The 15,959-nt window shown below is 74.5% G+C and carries 10 protein-coding genes; 3 read left to right on the top strand and 7 right to left on the bottom strand.

Annotation, left to right across the window (positions count from 1 at the left end; genetic code table 11):
* Positions 1–30: 30 nt before the first annotated feature.
* On the bottom strand, positions 31–2,871 hold the full coding sequence (gene leuS / locus NFX44_RS05745) for a leucine--tRNA ligase (protein ID WP_262282432.1): 2,841 nt from the start codon (positions 2,869–2,871) through the stop codon (positions 31–33).
* Positions 2,872–3,368: 497 nt separating this feature from the next.
* On the opposite strand from leuS, the gene NFX44_RS05740 reads away from it, so the two are divergent.
* The 3 genes from NFX44_RS05740 to NFX44_RS05730 are packed head-to-tail and all read left to right on the top strand — an operon-like array spanning position 3,369 to position 8,197.
* Complete coding sequence (locus NFX44_RS05740) at positions 3,369–4,418, top strand: MoxR family ATPase (protein ID WP_262282431.1); 1,050 nt, start codon at positions 3,369–3,371, stop codon at positions 4,416–4,418.
* Between the two features lies 1 nt (position 4,419).
* Positions 4,420–5,718, top strand: a complete 1,299-nt coding sequence (locus NFX44_RS05735; protein ID WP_262282430.1) for a DUF58 domain-containing protein — start codon at positions 4,420–4,422, stop codon at positions 5,716–5,718.
* A 16-nt stretch (positions 5,719–5,734) separates the two neighbouring features.
* Positions 5,735–8,197, top strand: coding sequence for a DUF3488 and transglutaminase-like domain-containing protein (locus tag NFX44_RS05730; RefSeq protein ID WP_262282429.1), 2,463 nt, complete (start codon positions 5,735–5,737; stop codon positions 8,195–8,197).
* Between the two features lie 177 nt (positions 8,198–8,374).
* On the opposite strand, the gene NFX44_RS05725 is transcribed toward NFX44_RS05730, so the two are convergent.
* The 6 genes from NFX44_RS05725 to NFX44_RS05700 form a co-directional block, all read right to left on the bottom strand.
* The gene (locus NFX44_RS05725; protein WP_091268111.1) at positions 8,375–8,770 is read right to left on the bottom strand and encodes a DUF3040 domain-containing protein; all 396 of its coding nucleotides are present in this window, start codon (positions 8,768–8,770) and stop codon (positions 8,375–8,377) included.
* A gap of 115 nt (positions 8,771–8,885) precedes the next feature.
* Positions 8,886–10,145: a DNA polymerase IV gene (locus NFX44_RS05720; RefSeq protein WP_262282428.1), complete on the bottom strand. Its 1,260-nt coding sequence runs from the start codon at positions 10,143–10,145 to the stop codon at positions 8,886–8,888.
* 56 nt (positions 10,146–10,201) lie between these two features.
* On the bottom strand, positions 10,202–11,365 hold the full coding sequence (locus NFX44_RS05715; protein ID WP_262282427.1) for an alkaline phosphatase family protein: 1,164 nt from the start codon (positions 11,363–11,365) through the stop codon (positions 10,202–10,204).
* Entirely contained in the window at positions 11,362–12,111 is a 750-nt protein-coding gene (locus NFX44_RS05710) for a methyltransferase domain-containing protein (protein WP_262282426.1), read from the bottom strand. The genes NFX44_RS05715 and NFX44_RS05710 overlap by 4 nt, the downstream gene beginning before the upstream one ends.
* Before the next feature lie 14 nt (positions 12,112–12,125).
* On the bottom strand, positions 12,126–12,305 hold the full coding sequence (locus tag NFX44_RS05705; protein WP_091268414.1) for a hypothetical protein: 180 nt from the start codon (positions 12,303–12,305) through the stop codon (positions 12,126–12,128).
* Between the two features lie 96 nt (positions 12,306–12,401).
* Entirely contained in the window at positions 12,402–15,779 is a 3,378-nt protein-coding gene (locus NFX44_RS05700) for an error-prone DNA polymerase (protein WP_262282425.1), read from the bottom strand.
* Between the last annotated feature and the right edge of the window lie 180 nt (positions 15,780–15,959).

Here is a 15,959-nt window from a genome sequence, read left to right as displayed (position 1 = left end):
GCCCCAGCCGGGCGCCCCCACGAGCCGGTCTCAGGCGACGACCGAGACCATCCGGCCCTTCACCACGATGACCTTGCGCGGCTCCCGGCCGGCCAGCGCGCCGGCCACGGCCTCCAGGGCGGCCGCGCGGACGTCGTCCTCGGACGCGTCGGCGGCCACCTCGACCCGGCCCCGGACCTTGCCGTTGATCTGCACCGGGTAGGTCACCGTCTCGGCGACCAGCAGCGCCGGGTCGGCGGTCGGGAAGTCCGCGTACGCCAGCGAGGTGTCGTGGCCCAGCCGCCGCCACAGCTCCTCGGCGATGTGCGGGGCGAACGGTGCCACCATCAGCACCAGCGGCTCGGCCACCTCGCGCGGGGTCTCGGCCAGCCGGGTCAGCCCGTTGGTCAGCTCGATCAGCTTGGCGATCGCGGTGTTGAACCGGATCGCCTCCATGTCGCCGCGGACCCCGTCGACGACCTTGTGCAGCAGCCGCCGGGTGGCCTCGTCGGCCGGCGCGTCGGTGACCCGCAGCGCTCCGGTCTGCTCGTCGACCACCGCCCGCCAGACCCGCTGCAGGAACCGGTAGGAGCCGACCACCGCCCGGGTCTCCCACGGGCGGGACACCTCCAGCGGGCCCATCGACATCTCGTAGACCCGGAAGGTGTCCGCGCCGTACGCCGCGCACATGTCGTCCGGGGTGACCACGTTCTTCAGGGACTTGCCCATCTTGCCGTACTCGCGCCTGACCTCCGTCTCGCCGTGGAAGTACCGGCCGTCGACCTCGACGACCTCCTCGGCCGGCACGTAGGCGCCGCGCGGGTCGGTGAACGCGTACGCCTGGATGTAGCCCTGGTTGAACAGCCGGCGGAACGGCTCGAAGGACGAGACGTGGCCCAGGTCGTACAGCACCTTGTGCCAGAAGCGGGCGTACAGCAGGTGCAGCACGGCGTGCTCGGCGCCGCCGACGTACAGGTCGGTGCCCCCGCAGTCGCCGGGCGCCTTCGGGCCCATCCAGTAGGCCTCGTTCTCCGGCTCGGCGAAGCGCCGCGAGTCGGTCGGGTCCAGGTAGCGCAGCTCGTACCAGCAGGAGCCGGCCCACTGCGGCATCACGTTGGTCTCCCGGGTGTAGCGCTTCGGCCCGTCACCCAGGTCCAGCTCCACCTCCACCCAGTCGCGCCGCCGGGACAGCGGGGTCTCCGGGTTGCTGTCGGCGTCCTCCGGGTCGAACGTCTTCGGCGAGAAATCGTCCACCTCGGGCAGCTCGACCGGCAGCATCGACTCGGGCAGCGCGATCGGCGCCCCGGTCTCGTCGTAGACGATCGGGAACGGCTCGCCCCAGTAGCGCTGCCGGGAGAACAGCCAGTCCCGCAGCCGCCAGGTGACCGCGCCGGCGCCGTGCCCGTTGGCCTCCAGCCACTCGATGATCCGCGCCTTGGCGTCGGCCACCCCCAGGCCGTTCAGGTCCACGCCGCGGTCGGGCGCGGCGCTGTTGATCGCCGGGCCCTCGCCGGTCCACGCCTTGCCGTCGAAGCCCTCCGCCGGCTGCACGGTGCGCACGATCGGCAGGTCGAAGACCTCGGCGAACTCCCAGTCCCGCTCGTCCTGCGCGGGCACCGCCATGATGGCGCCGGTGCCGTAGCCGGCCAGCACGTAGTCGGCGATGAAGATCGGGATCTGCCCGCCGGTGACCGGGTTGGTCGCCCAGGCGCCCACGAAGACGCCGGTCTTCTCCTTGGTCTCCGCCTGCCGCTCCACGTCCGTCTTGGCCGCGGCGGCCTTCCGGTACGCCTCGACGGCGGCCCGCGGGCTGGCGTGCCCGCCGGTCCAGGCGTCCCGGGTCCCCTCCGGCCAGGCGGCCGGCACCAGCACGTCGACCAGCTCGTGCTCGGGAGCCAGCACCATGTAGGTGGCGCCGAAGACGGTGTCCGGCCGGGTCGTGAACACCCGGACCGGGCCGCGCTCGGTCGGGAAGTCGATGTGCGCGCCGGTCGACCGGCCGATCCAGTTGCGCTGCTGCAGCTTGATCGGCTCCGGCCAGTCCAGCTTGTCCAGGTCCTCCAGCAGCCGGTCCCCGTACGCGGTGATCCGCATCATCCACTGCTTCAGGTTGCGCTTGAAGACCGGGAAGTTGCCCCGCTCGGAGCGGCCGTCGGCGGTGACCTCCTCGTTGGCCAGCACGGTGCCCAGGCCCGGGCACCAGTTCACCGGCGCCTCGGAGACGTACGCCAGCCGGTGGTCGTCGACGATCTTCCGCCGCTCGCCCACGGTCAGCTCGGCCCACGGCCGGCCGTCGGGGGTGGGGCGGGTGCCGCCCTCGAACTCGGCGATCAGCTCGGCGACCGGGCGGGCCTTGCGCGCGTCCGCGTCGTACCAGGAGTTGAAGACCTGCAGGAAGATCCACTGGGTCCAGCGGTAGAAGTCGGTGTCGATGGTCGCCACGGACCGCCGCTCGTCGTGGCCCAGGCCCAGCCGGCGCAGCTGCTCCTTGTACCGCTCGATGTTGGCCACGGTGGTCGTGCGGGGGTGGGTGCCGGTCTGCACCGCGTACTGCTCGGCGGGCAGGCCGAACGCGTCGAAGCCCATCGCGTGCAGCACGTTGCGCCCGGCCATCCGCTGGTAGCGGGCGTAGCAGTCGGTGCCGATGTAGCCCAGCGGGTGGCCGACGTGCAGGCCGGCGCCCGACGGATAGGGGAACATGTCCAGCACGTACAGCTTCTCGGCGCCCGCGCGCGGGTGGGTCGGGTCGGCCAGCGGACCGGCCGGGTTCGGCGCGTGGAAGGTGCCCTCCCGCTCCCAGGTGTCCTGCCAGCGGTGCTCGATCTCCTCGGCCAGGGCGGCCGTGTACCGGAACGGGGGAATGTCGGTCGCCGGTGCGGCTGCCTCACTCATGGCGTGTCTCCTCGGCGCGGGTCATGTCGGATATGGGAGGTCTGCTGCGGGCACAAAAAAGCCCCTCGCGCAGGAGGGGCCGCCGTGCTGTCGCGCGTTCAGCGCATCAGCACGGCTCGGTAAGAAGCAGGAAGACTCCGGCCATGACCGGCAGTGTACCCCGTCGGCGGGTCGCGCCTCGCGCCCGTTGCCCGCCACGTGGGACGGCGTGGCCCGGCGGGGTCACCCCGGCGGGTACGGCCGGGGCCGGGCGAACCGCCGGTGAACAGGAACCGGGACGGGGCTACCCGGGTGCGAGCCGGCCACACGTCCCCCGGTCCGGCGAATATTCCGGGCGTAACCGGCCGACCGCCTGCGGGGGTCGGCGACAACGAGAAACATGGTTAGCCTGAGAGACCAGTGAGATTCTTGCGGCAGAAGAGGCTCGGCGTCGCGAACCCAACGGCGGGTCCAGGTGCTCTATTCAGAGCTGCCGTCCGGCGACGAGGAGGAGGCCCGTGACACAACAGACCTGGGACGAGGTGGGCGGTCTGCTGCCGCACGACGAGTTCCGCGCCGCCAGCGAGGCCATCGTGGCCAACATCGAGCAGGTCATCGAGGGCAAGACGGCCACCGTCCGGCTCGCGCTGGCGGTGCTGCTCGCCGAGGGCCACCTCCTGATCGAGGACGTGCCGGGCGTCGGCAAGACCAAGCTGGCCAAGGCACTGGCCCGGTCGATCGACTGCTCGGTGCGCCGGATCCAGTTCACCCCCGACCTGCTGCCGAGCGACGTCACCGGCGTCAGCGTCTACAACCAGGAGACGCACGACTTCGAGTTCCGCCCGGGCGCCGTCTTCGCCAACCTGGTCGTCGGCGACGAGATCAACCGGGCCTCGCCGAAGACCCAGTCGGCGCTGCTGGAGTGCATGGAGGAGCGGCAGGTCACCGTCGACGGCGTGACCTACCAGCTGCAGACCCCGTTCATGGTGGTCGCGACGCAGAACCCGATCGAGATGGAGGGGACCTACCCGCTGCCGGAGGCGCAGCGCGACCGGTTCACCGCCCGGATCGCGATGGGCTACCCGGACGGGGGCGCCGAGCTGGCCATGCTCGACGGTCACGGCGGCAACGACCCGCTGCACGAGCTGCGGCCGGTCTCCGACGCGGCGACCGTCCGCCGGCTGATCGGCCACGTCCGGCAGGTGCACGCCGCCGACGCCGTCAAGCAGTACGCCATCGACCTCGTCACCGCCACCCGTGAGGCGCCCGACCTGCGGCTCGGCGCGTCCCCGCGGGCCACCCTCCAGCTGCTGCGCACCGCCCGCGCGGTCGCCGCCCTGGAGGGCCGCGACTACGTCCTGCCCGACGACCTCCAGGCCCTCGCGGTGCCGGTGCTGGCGCACCGGATCATCCCGACCGCCGACGCGCAGCTGGCCCGGCGCACCACCGACGCGATCGTCGCCGAGCTGGTGCACCGCCTCCCGCTCCCGCACGACCGCAAGCGCTCCCCCTACGACACCCGGCCCGGCACCACCGGTCGCGGGCCGTACGAGCCGCGGAGGCCGTGAGGTGCGCGACGGCCTGCGAGGGCTGACGACCCGCGGCCGATCCTTCCTGGCGGCCGCGGTGGCGGCCGCGATCTCCGCCGCCATCCTGGGCGAGAAGGACCTGCTCCGGGTGGCCGTCCTGCTCGCCATCCTGCCGCTTCTCGCGGCGGCCTACGTCGGGCGCAGCCGCTACAAGCTCGCCTGCAACCGGTCCCTGGAGCCGCACCGGGTGCCGGTCGGGGCCAACTCGCGGGTGGTGCTGCGGCTGCAGAACCTGTCCCGGCTGCCCACCGGCACCCTGCTGCTGGAGGACCGGCTGCCCTACGCGCTCGGCAGCCGCCCCCGGGTGGTGCTGGAGCGCCTCGGCGCCCACCAGGCCAGCTCGGTGGCCTACACGGTCCGGGCCGACGTGCGCGGCCGCTACGAGGTCGGGCCGCTGGTGATCCGGCTGACCGACCCGTTCGGGCTCTGCGAGCTGAGCCGGGCCTTCCCCAGCACCGACCACCTCACCGTGATCCCGCAGGTCACCCCGCTGCCACCGGTCCGCCTCCCCGGCGAGTACGCGGGCAGCGGCGACAGCCGGGCCCGCTCCGTGGCGGTTCACGGCGAGGACGACGCGGCCACCCGTGAGTACCGGATGGGTGACGACCTGCGCCGCGTGCACTGGAAGTCGACGGCCCGCACCGGCGAGCTGATGGTGCGCCGCGAGGAGCAGCCCTGGGAGAGCCGGGCCACCGTGGTGCTGGACACCCGCGCCGCCGGGCACCGGGGCGAGGGGCCGACCGCGAGCTTCGAGTGGGCGGTCTCGACGGCCGCCAGCATCGCGGTGCACCTGCGGCAGGCCGGCTACAAGCTGCGGCTGGTCACCGGTTCCGGCGTGGACGTCGACGCCACCGAGGCCGGCGGCGAGGGCCTGCTCCTCGACCACCTCGCCGAGGTGCACCTGGACAAGCGCGGTGAGCTGACCTCGCTGGTGCAGCAGGTCCGGCAGCGGTCCGACGGCGGTCTGATCATCGCGCTGCTCGGCACGCTGAGCACCGCCGAGGCCGAGCTGCTGGCCGGGCTGCGCGGCAACGGCGCCACCTGCGTGGCGTTCCTGCTCGACAGCAACACGTGGTTGAACCTGCCCCCGAAGGCCCGGGCCGAGGCGGAGCACGCGCACGGCGCCTCCGCGCTCGCCCTGTTGCAGAGCGGCTGGCGGGTCATCGGTGTGGAGCACGGCAACCGGCTGCCGATGCTCTGGCCGCAGGCGGGCCGGGGGTCGCAGGGCTTCGCGCTGCGGGCGGCGCTCGCCGAGACGGTGGCCGGAGGCGTGCGATGACCGGAAGGGTGGACCCGTGACCGCGCACCGCAACCTCGGCTTCGTCGCCGCGGCGGCGACCCTGCTGGCGGCGGCGCCGCTGTCGGCGATCTTCGAGCGCTGGACCTGGCTCGTCCAGGCGGCCATCGTGGTCGCCGTGGTGGCCGGTTCGGCCGCGCTGAGCCGGCTGGCCCGGGCGCCGCTGTGGGGCCAGGTGCTGGCCATGCTGGCCGGTCTCACGCTCGGCCTGACCTGGGTCTTCCCCGGCGGCACCGAGTTCTTCGCGTTCGTGCCCACCCCGGCCACCTTCGCCCACTTCGGCGACCTGCTGAGCGCCTCGCTGTCGGACATGCGCTCCTACGGCGTGGAGGTCCCGGACGTCGACTCGCTGCTCTTCCTCGCCGTGCTCGGCATCGGCGCGGTGGCCGTGGTGGTCGACGTGCTCACCGTGGGCCTGCGTCGGCCCGCGCTGGCCGGACTGCCCATGCTGGCCATCTACTCGGTGCCCGTGGCGGTCTACGTGGACAGCGTCCCCGCCACCCCGTTCGTGGTGGGCGCCTGCGGCTACCTGTGGCTGCTGGTCACCGACAACGTCGACCGCGTACGTCGGTTCGGCCGCCGGTTCACCGGCGAGGGGCGCGACGTCGACGTCTGGGAGGCGTCGCCGCTGGCCGCGGCGGGCCGCCGGCTGGCCGTGGTCGGGGTGGTCCTGGCGGTGGCCGTGCCGCTGGCCGTGCCCGGGATGACCGGTGGGCTCATGAGCGCCGTCGGCAACGGCACCGGCACCGGCAACGGGCGGCCGGGCCAGGGCGGCAGCCCCGGCCGGATCGACCTCTTCGCCGCGCTCAGCGGCCAGCTCAACCAGACCGACGTGACCGAGCTGGTCAAGGTGACCACCAACGAACCCGCCCCGTTCTACCTGCGCTTCGGGGTGGCCGACGAGCTGCGGCCGGACGGCTTCCGGGTACGGGTGCCCACCGGGAAGCCGGCCAACCGGAACCTGCCCGACCCGCGCAGAGGCCGGGGCGTGGAGCAGCAGCGCTACCGGGCCAGCGTCGAGGTGACCAAGAACCTCAACATGCCGCTGCTGCCCGTCTACGCCGAGCCGGTGAAGACCGAGGACCTGAGCGGCAACTGGCTCTACGACACGAATCTCCAGATCGTCTTCTCCAACCGGGAGAACTCCCGGGGCAAGCGCTACTCGTTCGACTACGTCCGCTCGACGTTCAGCCCGGCGGCGCTGCGCGCGGCGCCGTCCCTGCCGGCCGACGACCCGGTGCTGGCGCAGCAGACCGTCACGCCGGCCGTCCATGCGGTCGACCGGCTCGTCGACCAGCTGGTCAAGGGCCGCACGAACGACTACGACAAGGTCCGGGCGATCTACGACTACTTCTCGGTGGAGAACGGGTTCACCTACTCGCTGTCGACCCGGAACGGCACCAGCGGGGAGGACATCACCGACTTCCTCGCCACCAAGGTGGGCTTCTGCCAGCAGTACGCCGCGGCGATGGCCTGGCTGGTCCGGTCGGCCGGTATCCCGGCCCGGGTGGCATTCGGCTTCAGCAACGGCAGCAACTCCGGTGACGGCACGTACGTGCTGACCAACAAGAACCTGCACGCGTGGACCGAGGTCTTCTTCAGCGGGATCGGTTGGGTGCCCTTCGACGCCACCCCGGCGGCGAGCGTCCAGGGGTCGGTCCGCTCGGCCTGGGCCCCGGACACCGACGCCCCCGAGGACGTCACGCCGGCGCCGGGGAGCACCACCGTTCCCGAGGGCGTCGACCCGTCGGCCGGCGCGGACGACCCGGATCGCCTCGACAAGGACGCCGACCAGGGCCTGGCCGTCGGCGACGGCGGTCCGACCCGGCAGAACCCGGTGTGGCCGTGGTGGGTGGCCGGGGCGCTCGCCCTGCTGGTGCTGCTCGCGGTGCCGGCCCTGCGCCGCTCCGCGCTGCGTCGGCGTCGGCGCGCCCGGGCGGTCTCGCCCGCGGCCACCACCCTGGCCGCCGTGCCCGGGCAGCGGGGCGAGGCGCGCGAGATCGTGGTCGGTGTGGACGCCGACCGGGCCCGCGCGGACGCGCACGCCGCCTGGGACGAGTTGCTGGACACGCTTGTCGACTTCCACGTCCGGGTGGACCTGACGGAGACCCCCCGGACGACCGCCGAGCGGCTGGTTCGGGAGACGCTCGTCGAGGACGCCGGCGCGGTGACCGGGGTCCGGCTGCTGGGCCGGGCCGAGGAGCGGGCCCGCTACGCCCGCGACCCGCTGACCGGCGAGGAGCTGCAGCCGGCCCTGCGGTCGGTTCGCGGCGCCCTCGCCGGGCAGGCGGGCCGGCGTACCCGGTTCATGGCGGCCCTGCTGCCGCCGTCGGTGCTGCTGCGCTGGCGGACCGCCTTGGCCGAACGCTCGACCCGACTGGTCACCACGACCGGGCAGGTGCGGCAGCGGATGCTGCGCTGGGACCCGCGTCGTTTCCTGGCGGGCCGACCGGCTCGCTGACCCGGTTCCGCCCGCCGGCGCTCCCCCGCCGGCGGGCCGGACCGGGTCCCACCGCCCCGGGCACCAGCGCGGGGTCGGTCAATGAGGAGGATCAGGGCGCGCGGAAGCGACAACGCTCGCCGGGCGTGCCGGCGATCCGCTGTCGCGAGGACCCGCCCGGTCAGGGGCGGGGCATGCTCAGCGGTGGCCCTCCGGGCGCTGCCGCCAGCGGTCCTCCATCCGGTCGAGGAAGGAGCCCCGGCGGCCGCTGCGGCCACGGGGACGACGACGGCTCGTCGTGCCGCCGACCACGTGCAGGTCGGGCGACTGGGATCGGCGGTGCGACTGCACCGCGTAGCCCAACGAGGCCAGCATGACGACAAAGCCCGCCACGGCCAGCGGGGGCGTCTTGATCACGGCACCGTAGATCAACAGGGCCAGACCAGCGATGACCACGCCGGCAGCGACGAGCACGCGACGCCGCGCGTGGAAACGCGGGTCGCTGGCGCGCACGGCCGAGGCGAATTTGGGGTCCTCGGCAAGCGACCGCTCGATCTGCTCGAACAGCCGCTGCTCGTGCTCCGAGAGCGGCACGGCACTCCTCCCCGGTCACGTTGGTCGGCCCGGGCGGGCCGACAGACCGTGGCAGCCAACCGGCTGCTTACCCGCAAGTCTACGAGGGGGCTCGCGCGTCGGAAAGCGGGACGACCTACGGCCGGGTCGGTTTTTCCACTCGCCGCGGATCACGCTTCCCGAGAAGACTCGCCGGACCTATGACGGACCGCCCGAATCGGGCGGCCGCGGCGTCGGCCGCCGCCTCCGCCTCCCGCCAGCCGCGCTCGGGCGCACCCAGGGTGAGCTGCTGCGGCGTCCCCTCCGCCGCGGCCAGACCCTCCATCCGGACGCCGACCAGGCGGACCGGCTCGTCGGGGGCCAGGGCGGTCCAGAGCGCCCAGGCAGTGTCGAACATCTCCCGCGCGGTATCGGTGGGCACACCGAGCGTGCGGGAGCGGCTGACCGTGCGGAAGTCGGCCAGCCGCACCTTGAGCGACACCGTGCGCCCGACCTGGCCCGCCGCGCGCAGCCGGGCGCCGGCCTTCTCGGCGAGGGCCAGCAGCGCGCGCCGGATCTCCGCCGGGTCGGTGACGTCGGTGTCGAAGGTGACCTCCGCGCCGATCGACTTCTCCACGTGCTCCGGGGAGACCCGGCGCGGGTCCCGCCCCCAGGCCAGCTCGTGCAGGTGGCCGGCGGACGCCTCGCCCACCGCGCGGCGGAGCAGGCCCGGCGGCGCCTCGGCCAGGTCGCGCACGGTGCGCAGGCCGAGCCGGTGCAGCGCCTCGGCGGAGCGCTCCCCCACCCCCCACAGCGCGGCCACCGGCAGCGGATGCAGGAACTCCAGCACCCGGGCGGCGGGCACCACGAGCAGGCCGTCCGGCTTGGCCCGGGTGGAGCCGAGCTTCGCCACGAACTTGCTCGACGCCACACCGACCGAGCAGGTCAGCTCCTGCTCCTCGGCCACCCGCCGGCGGATCAGCCGGGCGATCTCGGTGGGGGTGCCGAAGAGCCGCCGGGCGCCGGCCACGTCGAGGAACGCCTCGTCCAGCGAGAGCGGCTCGACCAGCGGCGTGACGTCGCGGAAGATCCGCATGACCGCCCGGGACGCGGCCGAGTAGGCGGTGAAGTCGGGCGGCAGGTAGACCGCCTGCGGGCAGAGCGCCCGGGCCCGGGCGGTGGGCATGGCGCTGCGGACGCCGAAGCGGCGGGCCTCGTAGCTGGCCGAGCTGACCACCCCGCGCGGGCCGATCCCGCCCACCACGACGGGACGGCCGCGCAGCTCGGGGCGGCGGCGCACCTCGACCGAGGCGAAGAAGGCGTCCATGTCGACGTGCAGGATCGGGCAGCCGGTGTCGTCGGCGTCCGGCCCGAAGCGCGGATCACCGCCCCGGGGCAACGACTGGCTGCGGCCCATCCCCGCAGGCTAGCCGCCCGGTCCGACAGTCCCGCCGCCGAGCGACCCGCGTCGGGTCAGCCGCGGACCACGAGCAGCGGAATGGTCATCTCGGCCGCGGTGTCCGCGCCGTGGTACGCGACCAGCCGGGACTCGATCGGCTTCTCCGAGCGGGTGGCGACCACCGCGTACGTGCCGCGGCAGACCACCACCACGTCGCCGATCCGGCCCAGGTGCGCCGCCGGCACCGGGCCGAACCAGCCGGTGGCCACCGCCTCCGCCCGGGTCAGCACCCGGGCGGCGCCGTCCAGCACCGCCGACCAGGCGGCCACCACGTCGGCCGTGGCGCCCGGCTCGACGTGCAGGTAGCGGACCCGGGGCTCGCCGGCCACCACCCGGACGCCGGCCCGCAGCCGGGGGTCGGTGTCCAGGTCGATCCGGTGCCCGTCGGGCACGTTCAGCTGCCCGTGGTCGGCGGTGACCAGCAGCGCGGCGTCCGGCGGCAGCCCGTCGACCAGCCGGGCGAGCAGCCGGTCCACCTCGGCGGCGGCCAGCCGCCACGGCGCGGAGTCCACGCCGCTGAGGTGCCCGTGCCGGTCCAGGTCGGGGTGGTAGCCGGAGACCAGGGTCGGCCCGGCACCGGCCGACAGGGCGGCGAGCATCCGCTCGGCGACCGCGTCGGCGCCGGCCGCACCCCGGTAGTCACCGCCCCGGTTCGCGGCCAGGGTGAGACCGCTGCCGCCGTACTCGGGACGGCTCACCACGGTGACCGCCACCCCGGCGGCGCGGGCCCGCTCGTACCAGGTGGTGACCGGTTGCCAGCGCAGCGGCTCCGGGTCGCCGGCCCACTCGATGTGGCTGAGCACCCGGTCGGTGCCGGGCACCCGCACCTTGAAGCCGAGCACCCCGTGCGCGCCGGACGAAGTGCCGGTGCCGAGGCTGACCAGGCTCGTCGGGGTGGTCGAGGGGAAGCCGGCGGTGAGTGGAACGCCGACCGTGGCGGCCAGCCCGGCGAGCGTCGGCGCGTACGGGGCGGCGGTGGGGATCTGGTACCAGCCGAGCCCGTCGACCAGCAGCACGGCGATCCGGCGCACCCCGGCCAGCCGGGGCGTCAGGCCGAGCAGGTCGGCGGCGCCGGGCACACCGAGCAGCGCGAGCGCGCTGGGCAGCACGTCGGCCAGGCTGCCGCCGCCGTAACGGGGCGCGACCCGGTCGAGCGGGTCCACCGCCGGGCCGGTCATGCCGGGCGGCGGGCGAACAGGTGCAGCTGGGCGGCGAGGTCGCGGTACGGCGGCCGGGCCGCCAGGGCCCGTTCCAGCTCGACCAGGGCGGCCTGCTGGCCGTCCGCCACGGCGGCCGGGAGCAGGTCGGCGAGCACGCGTACGCCGTGGATCTCCTCGACGGTGAGACCGGCGGCGGCGAGCAGCGCGGTGGCCTCGTCGGCGTCGTAGCGGCGGCGCAGGGTGTCCCGGGGACCGGCGGTGCCGGCCGGGTCGGCGGCGAGCGCGGCGGCCACGTCCAGGTGGCCGTTCATGGCCCGGGCCAGCACGGCGGCGGCCCGGCCGGCGACCAGCACGCTGGCCGCGCCACCGGGGCGCAGGGCGGCGGCCAGCGCGGCCACCACCGGGGCGGGGGCGTCCACGACCTCCAGCACCGAGTGGCAGAGCACCAGGTCGGCGGTGGCCGGCTCGACCAGCCCGGCGAGCGCGTCGCCGTCGCCCTGCACGGCGCGTACCCGCTCGGCGACCCCGGCCTCGGCGGCCCGGCGGGTCAGCGCGGCGAGCGCGTCGGGGCTGGCGTCGACCACGGTGACCTGGTGGCCGGCCTCGGCGAGCGGGACGGCGAAGCCGCCGGTCCCGCCGCCGACGTCGAGGACGGTGAGCCGCTCGCCGGCCCGCCGGTCCAGCTCGGCCCGGAGCACCGCCCAGATGACGGCGGTGCGGGGGGTCAGGGTTCGGGTCCGGTCCACGCCGCCGAGCCTAGTCACCCCCGGGCCCGGGGTCAGGACTCGCCACCGCCGGCGGGGTCCTCCTCGGCGCGGGACCGCTGGGCGTTGGCCACCGGCCCGTCGGTCACCTGGTATTCCCGCGGCTCCACCTCGTGGGTGGGCGCCCAGCCGGCGCCGAGCCGGGTCCGCCGGGCGTTCGCCACGCCACCGGGGTACGTGCTGTGAAAGGTCATCGGTTCATCCCCCATACCCGGGTGGGCCACTCTGCCCACCCGTGCCGGGAGTCTCCCGCCTCCGGGGCCCGGAAACCGTAATGTGGATCACTCCACTCACCGGAAATCCCGGGACGCCGGCGTGACGGGCGGCTCGATCGCGTCCAGCCGGTCCGCGGTGAGGCTCGTGACGCCCTCGTGCCGCTGCAACCGGCCCCGCACCACCAGCGCGCCGCTGGTGCGGGCGACTCGACGGTAGCGCTGCCAGAGCCCCGGGGAGCAAGTGACATTGAGCATGCCGGTCTCGTCCTCCAGGTTGAGGAACGTGACCCCGCCGGCGGTCGCCGGTCGCTGCCGGTGGGTGACGATCCCGCCGACCCGGATCCGCTGCCCGGGTTCCACCCGGCCCAGCCGGGCGATCGGCACCGCGCCCAGGGCGTCCAGCCGGTCCCGGATGAACCGGGCCGGGTGGCTCTCCGGGGACAGGCCGGTGGCCCAGACGTCGGCGACCAGCCGGTCCACCGCCTCCATCCCGGGCAGGGTGGGCGGGGCCGTGCCGGTCACCGTGCCGGGCAGCCGGCCCGGCCGGTCCTGCGCCGCCGCGCCGGCGGCCCAGAGGGCCTGCCGGCGGGTCAGCCCGAAACAGGCGAAGGCGTCCGCGGTGGCCAGCGCCTCCAGGTGCGCCGCCGTCAGGCCGACCCGGCGGGCCAGGTCCGGCATGTCCCGGTACGGCCCGTGGGCCGTCCGCTCCGCCTCGATCCGCTCGGCCACGTCGTCGCCGAGGGTACGCACGCCCGACAGCCCCAGCCGGACCGCCGGGCCGCCCAGCCCCCAGGCGTGCGGCGGCTCGCCCGGCTGGCTCCCCCACCGGGTCTCCGGCGTGGACTCCAGGACCGCCTTGGCGCCGCTGGCGTTGATGTCCGGCCGGCGGACCTCGACGCCGTGCCGGCGGGCGTCGTCGACCAGGGTCTGCGGCGAGTAGAAGCCCATCGGCTGGGCGTTGAGCAGCGCGGCCAGGAACGGGCCCGGGTGGTAGCGCTTCAGCCAGGAACTGGCGTACACCAGGTAGGCGAAGCTCATGGCGTGGCTCTCCGGGAAGCCGTAGCTGGCGAACGCGGTGAGCTTGCGGTAGACGTCGTCGGCCAGCTCGCCGGTGATGCCCCGCTCGGCCATCCCGGCGTAGAGCCGGTCGGCGATCTGCGCCATCCGCTCCACCGAGCGCTTCGCCCCCATGGCCCGGCGCAGCTGGTCGGCCCCGGCCGCGTCGAAGCCGGCCAGGTCGATGGCGAGCTGCATGAGCTGCTCCTGGAACAGCGGCACGCCGAGGGTCTTCTCCAGCGCGTTGCGCATCAGCGGGTGCGCGAAGGTCACCGGCTCCTGGCCGTTCTTGCGCCGGATGAACGGGTGCACCGAGCCGCCCTGGATCGGGCCGGGCCGGATCAGCGCCACCTCCACCACCAGGTCGTAGAACTCGCGGGGCTTGAGCCGGGGCAGCGTGGCCATCTGGGCGCGGCTCTCCACCTGGAACACCCCGACCGAGTCGGCCCGGCAGAGCATGTCGTAGACCTCGGGGTCGTCCAGGGTCATGTCGCCCAGGTCCAGGCTCATCCCGATCAGGTCGTAGCCGTAGTGCAGCGCGGAGAGCATGCCGAGGCCGAGCAGGTCGAACTTGACCAGGCCGACGGCGGCGCAGTCGTCCTTGTCCCACTGGAGCACGCTGCGGCCGGGCATCCGCCCCCACTCCACCGGGCAGACCTCGATCACCGGTCGGTCGCAGATCACCATGCCGCCGGAGTGGATGCCCAGGTGCCGGGGGAACGTCTGCAGCTCGTTGGCGTACGCCACCACCTGCTCGGGGATGTCCTCCACGTCGACCGCCGCGACCGAGCCCCAGCGGTCGATCTGCTTGCTCCAGGCGTCCTGCTGCCCGGGCGAGAAGCCGAACGCCTTGGCCACGTCCCGCACCGCCGACCGCGGCCGGTAGGAGATGACGTTGGCGACCTGGGCGGTGTGCTCCCGGCCGTACCGGGCGTAGACGTGCTGGATCACCTCCTCCCGGCGGTCGGATTCGATGTCCACGTCGATGTCGGGCGGGCCGTCCCGCTCGGGGGCGAGGAAACGCTCGAAGAGCAGCCGGTGCCGCACCGCGTCCACGTTGGTGATCCGCAGCGCGTAGCAGACCGCCGAGTTGGCCGCCGAGCCCCGACCCTGGCAGTAGATGTCCTGCTCGCGGCAGAACGCGACGATGTCGTAGACCACCAGGAAGTAGCCGGGGAAGCCGAGGTCATCGATCATCCGCAGCTCGTGCTCCAGCTGCGCGTACGCCTCCGGGTGCGCCTCGGGCGGGCCGTAGCGCTCCCGGGCGCCGGCCATGGTGAGGTGGCGCAGCCAGCTCATCTCGGTGTGCCCCGGCGGCACCGGGTACGCCGGCAGCTGCGGCGCGACCAGTTGCAGGTCGAAGGCGAGTTCCGCGCCGAACTCGGCGGCCCGGGCCACCGCACCCGGGTACGCGGCGAACCGCGCCGCCATCTCCGCGCCGCTGCGCAGGTGGGCGGTGGCGGCGGCGGGCAGCCAGCCGTCGATCTCGTCGAGGCTGCGCCGGGCCCGCACCGCCGCCACGGTGGTGGCCAGCCGGCGCCGCCCCGGGGTGGCGTAGTGCACGTTGTTGGTGGCCACCGTGGGCAGCCCCGCCGCGGCGGCCAGCTCGGCCAGCGCGTCGTTGCGGTCGGCGTCGAGCGGGTGGCCGTGGTCGGTCAGCTCCACCGCCACCGTCTCGGCGCCGAAGAGCGCGGTGAGCCGGTCCAGCTCCCGGGCCGCCGCGTCCACGCCCTCGGTGAGCAGCGCGCCGGGCACGTGCCCCTTGCGGCAGCCGGTGAGCACCAGCACGTGGTCGCGCAGCTCGGCGGCGACCTCCTCCAGCTCGCCGTAGACCGGTCGGCCCTTCTCCCCGCCGCGCAGCTGCGCCCGGGCGATGGTGGCGGCGAGCCGGGCGTACCCCTCGTGGCCGTGGGCCAGCACCAGCAGGTGCGCGCCGTGCGGGTCCGGCTCGCCGTTCTGCGGGCCGGGCAGCCCGAGAGAGAGCTCCGCGCCGAAGACCGTGGGCAGGTGCAGCGCGCGGGCCGCCTCGGCGAAGCGCACCACGCCGTAGAAGCCGTCGTGGTCGGTGACGGCGAGCGCCGTGAGCCCCAGCCGGGCGGCCTCCTCGGCCAGCTCCTCGGGGTGGCTGGCGCCGTCGAGGAAGCTGAAGTTGGTGTGCGCGTGCAGTTCCGCGTAAGGCACCGCGTCGTCGGGCCGGGGCAGCTCCGGCGGCACGTACTCCTGCCGCTTGCGGCTCCACGCCGGGGAGTCGCCGCCGTCGGCGTCGACCGCGAGCGGGTCCACCACGTGCAGGTGCCGCTCGCCCTTGGGCCGCCCCTTGCCGGACCGACCGTCGGGCCGCCCGGAGAGCACCTGCTCCAGCTCCGACCAGGGCATCTTCGGGTTGTGGAAGCTCACCGGCCGGCTCCCGGGCGGTTCCGCGTCGACATCGTGGCCGGTTGCGGCCTCCGCAGGGGCCGGATTCCTCCAGGACCTGGTTCCGCAGGACCTGGTTCCGCCGGATCTGGCTCCGCCCCCGCCAGGCGGCGGGTGGCTGTTGGTTGACTACGAACTTGATGACGCAGATGAATCGCGGGA

Source organism: Micromonospora sp. MA102 (genome assembly GCF_025460765.1).
Lineage (GTDB): Bacteria > Actinomycetota > Actinomycetes > Mycobacteriales > Micromonosporaceae > Micromonospora > Micromonospora halotolerans.
Note: the sequence above shows the minus strand (reverse complement) of the source record. Positions and strands in the feature narration are given on the sequence as shown.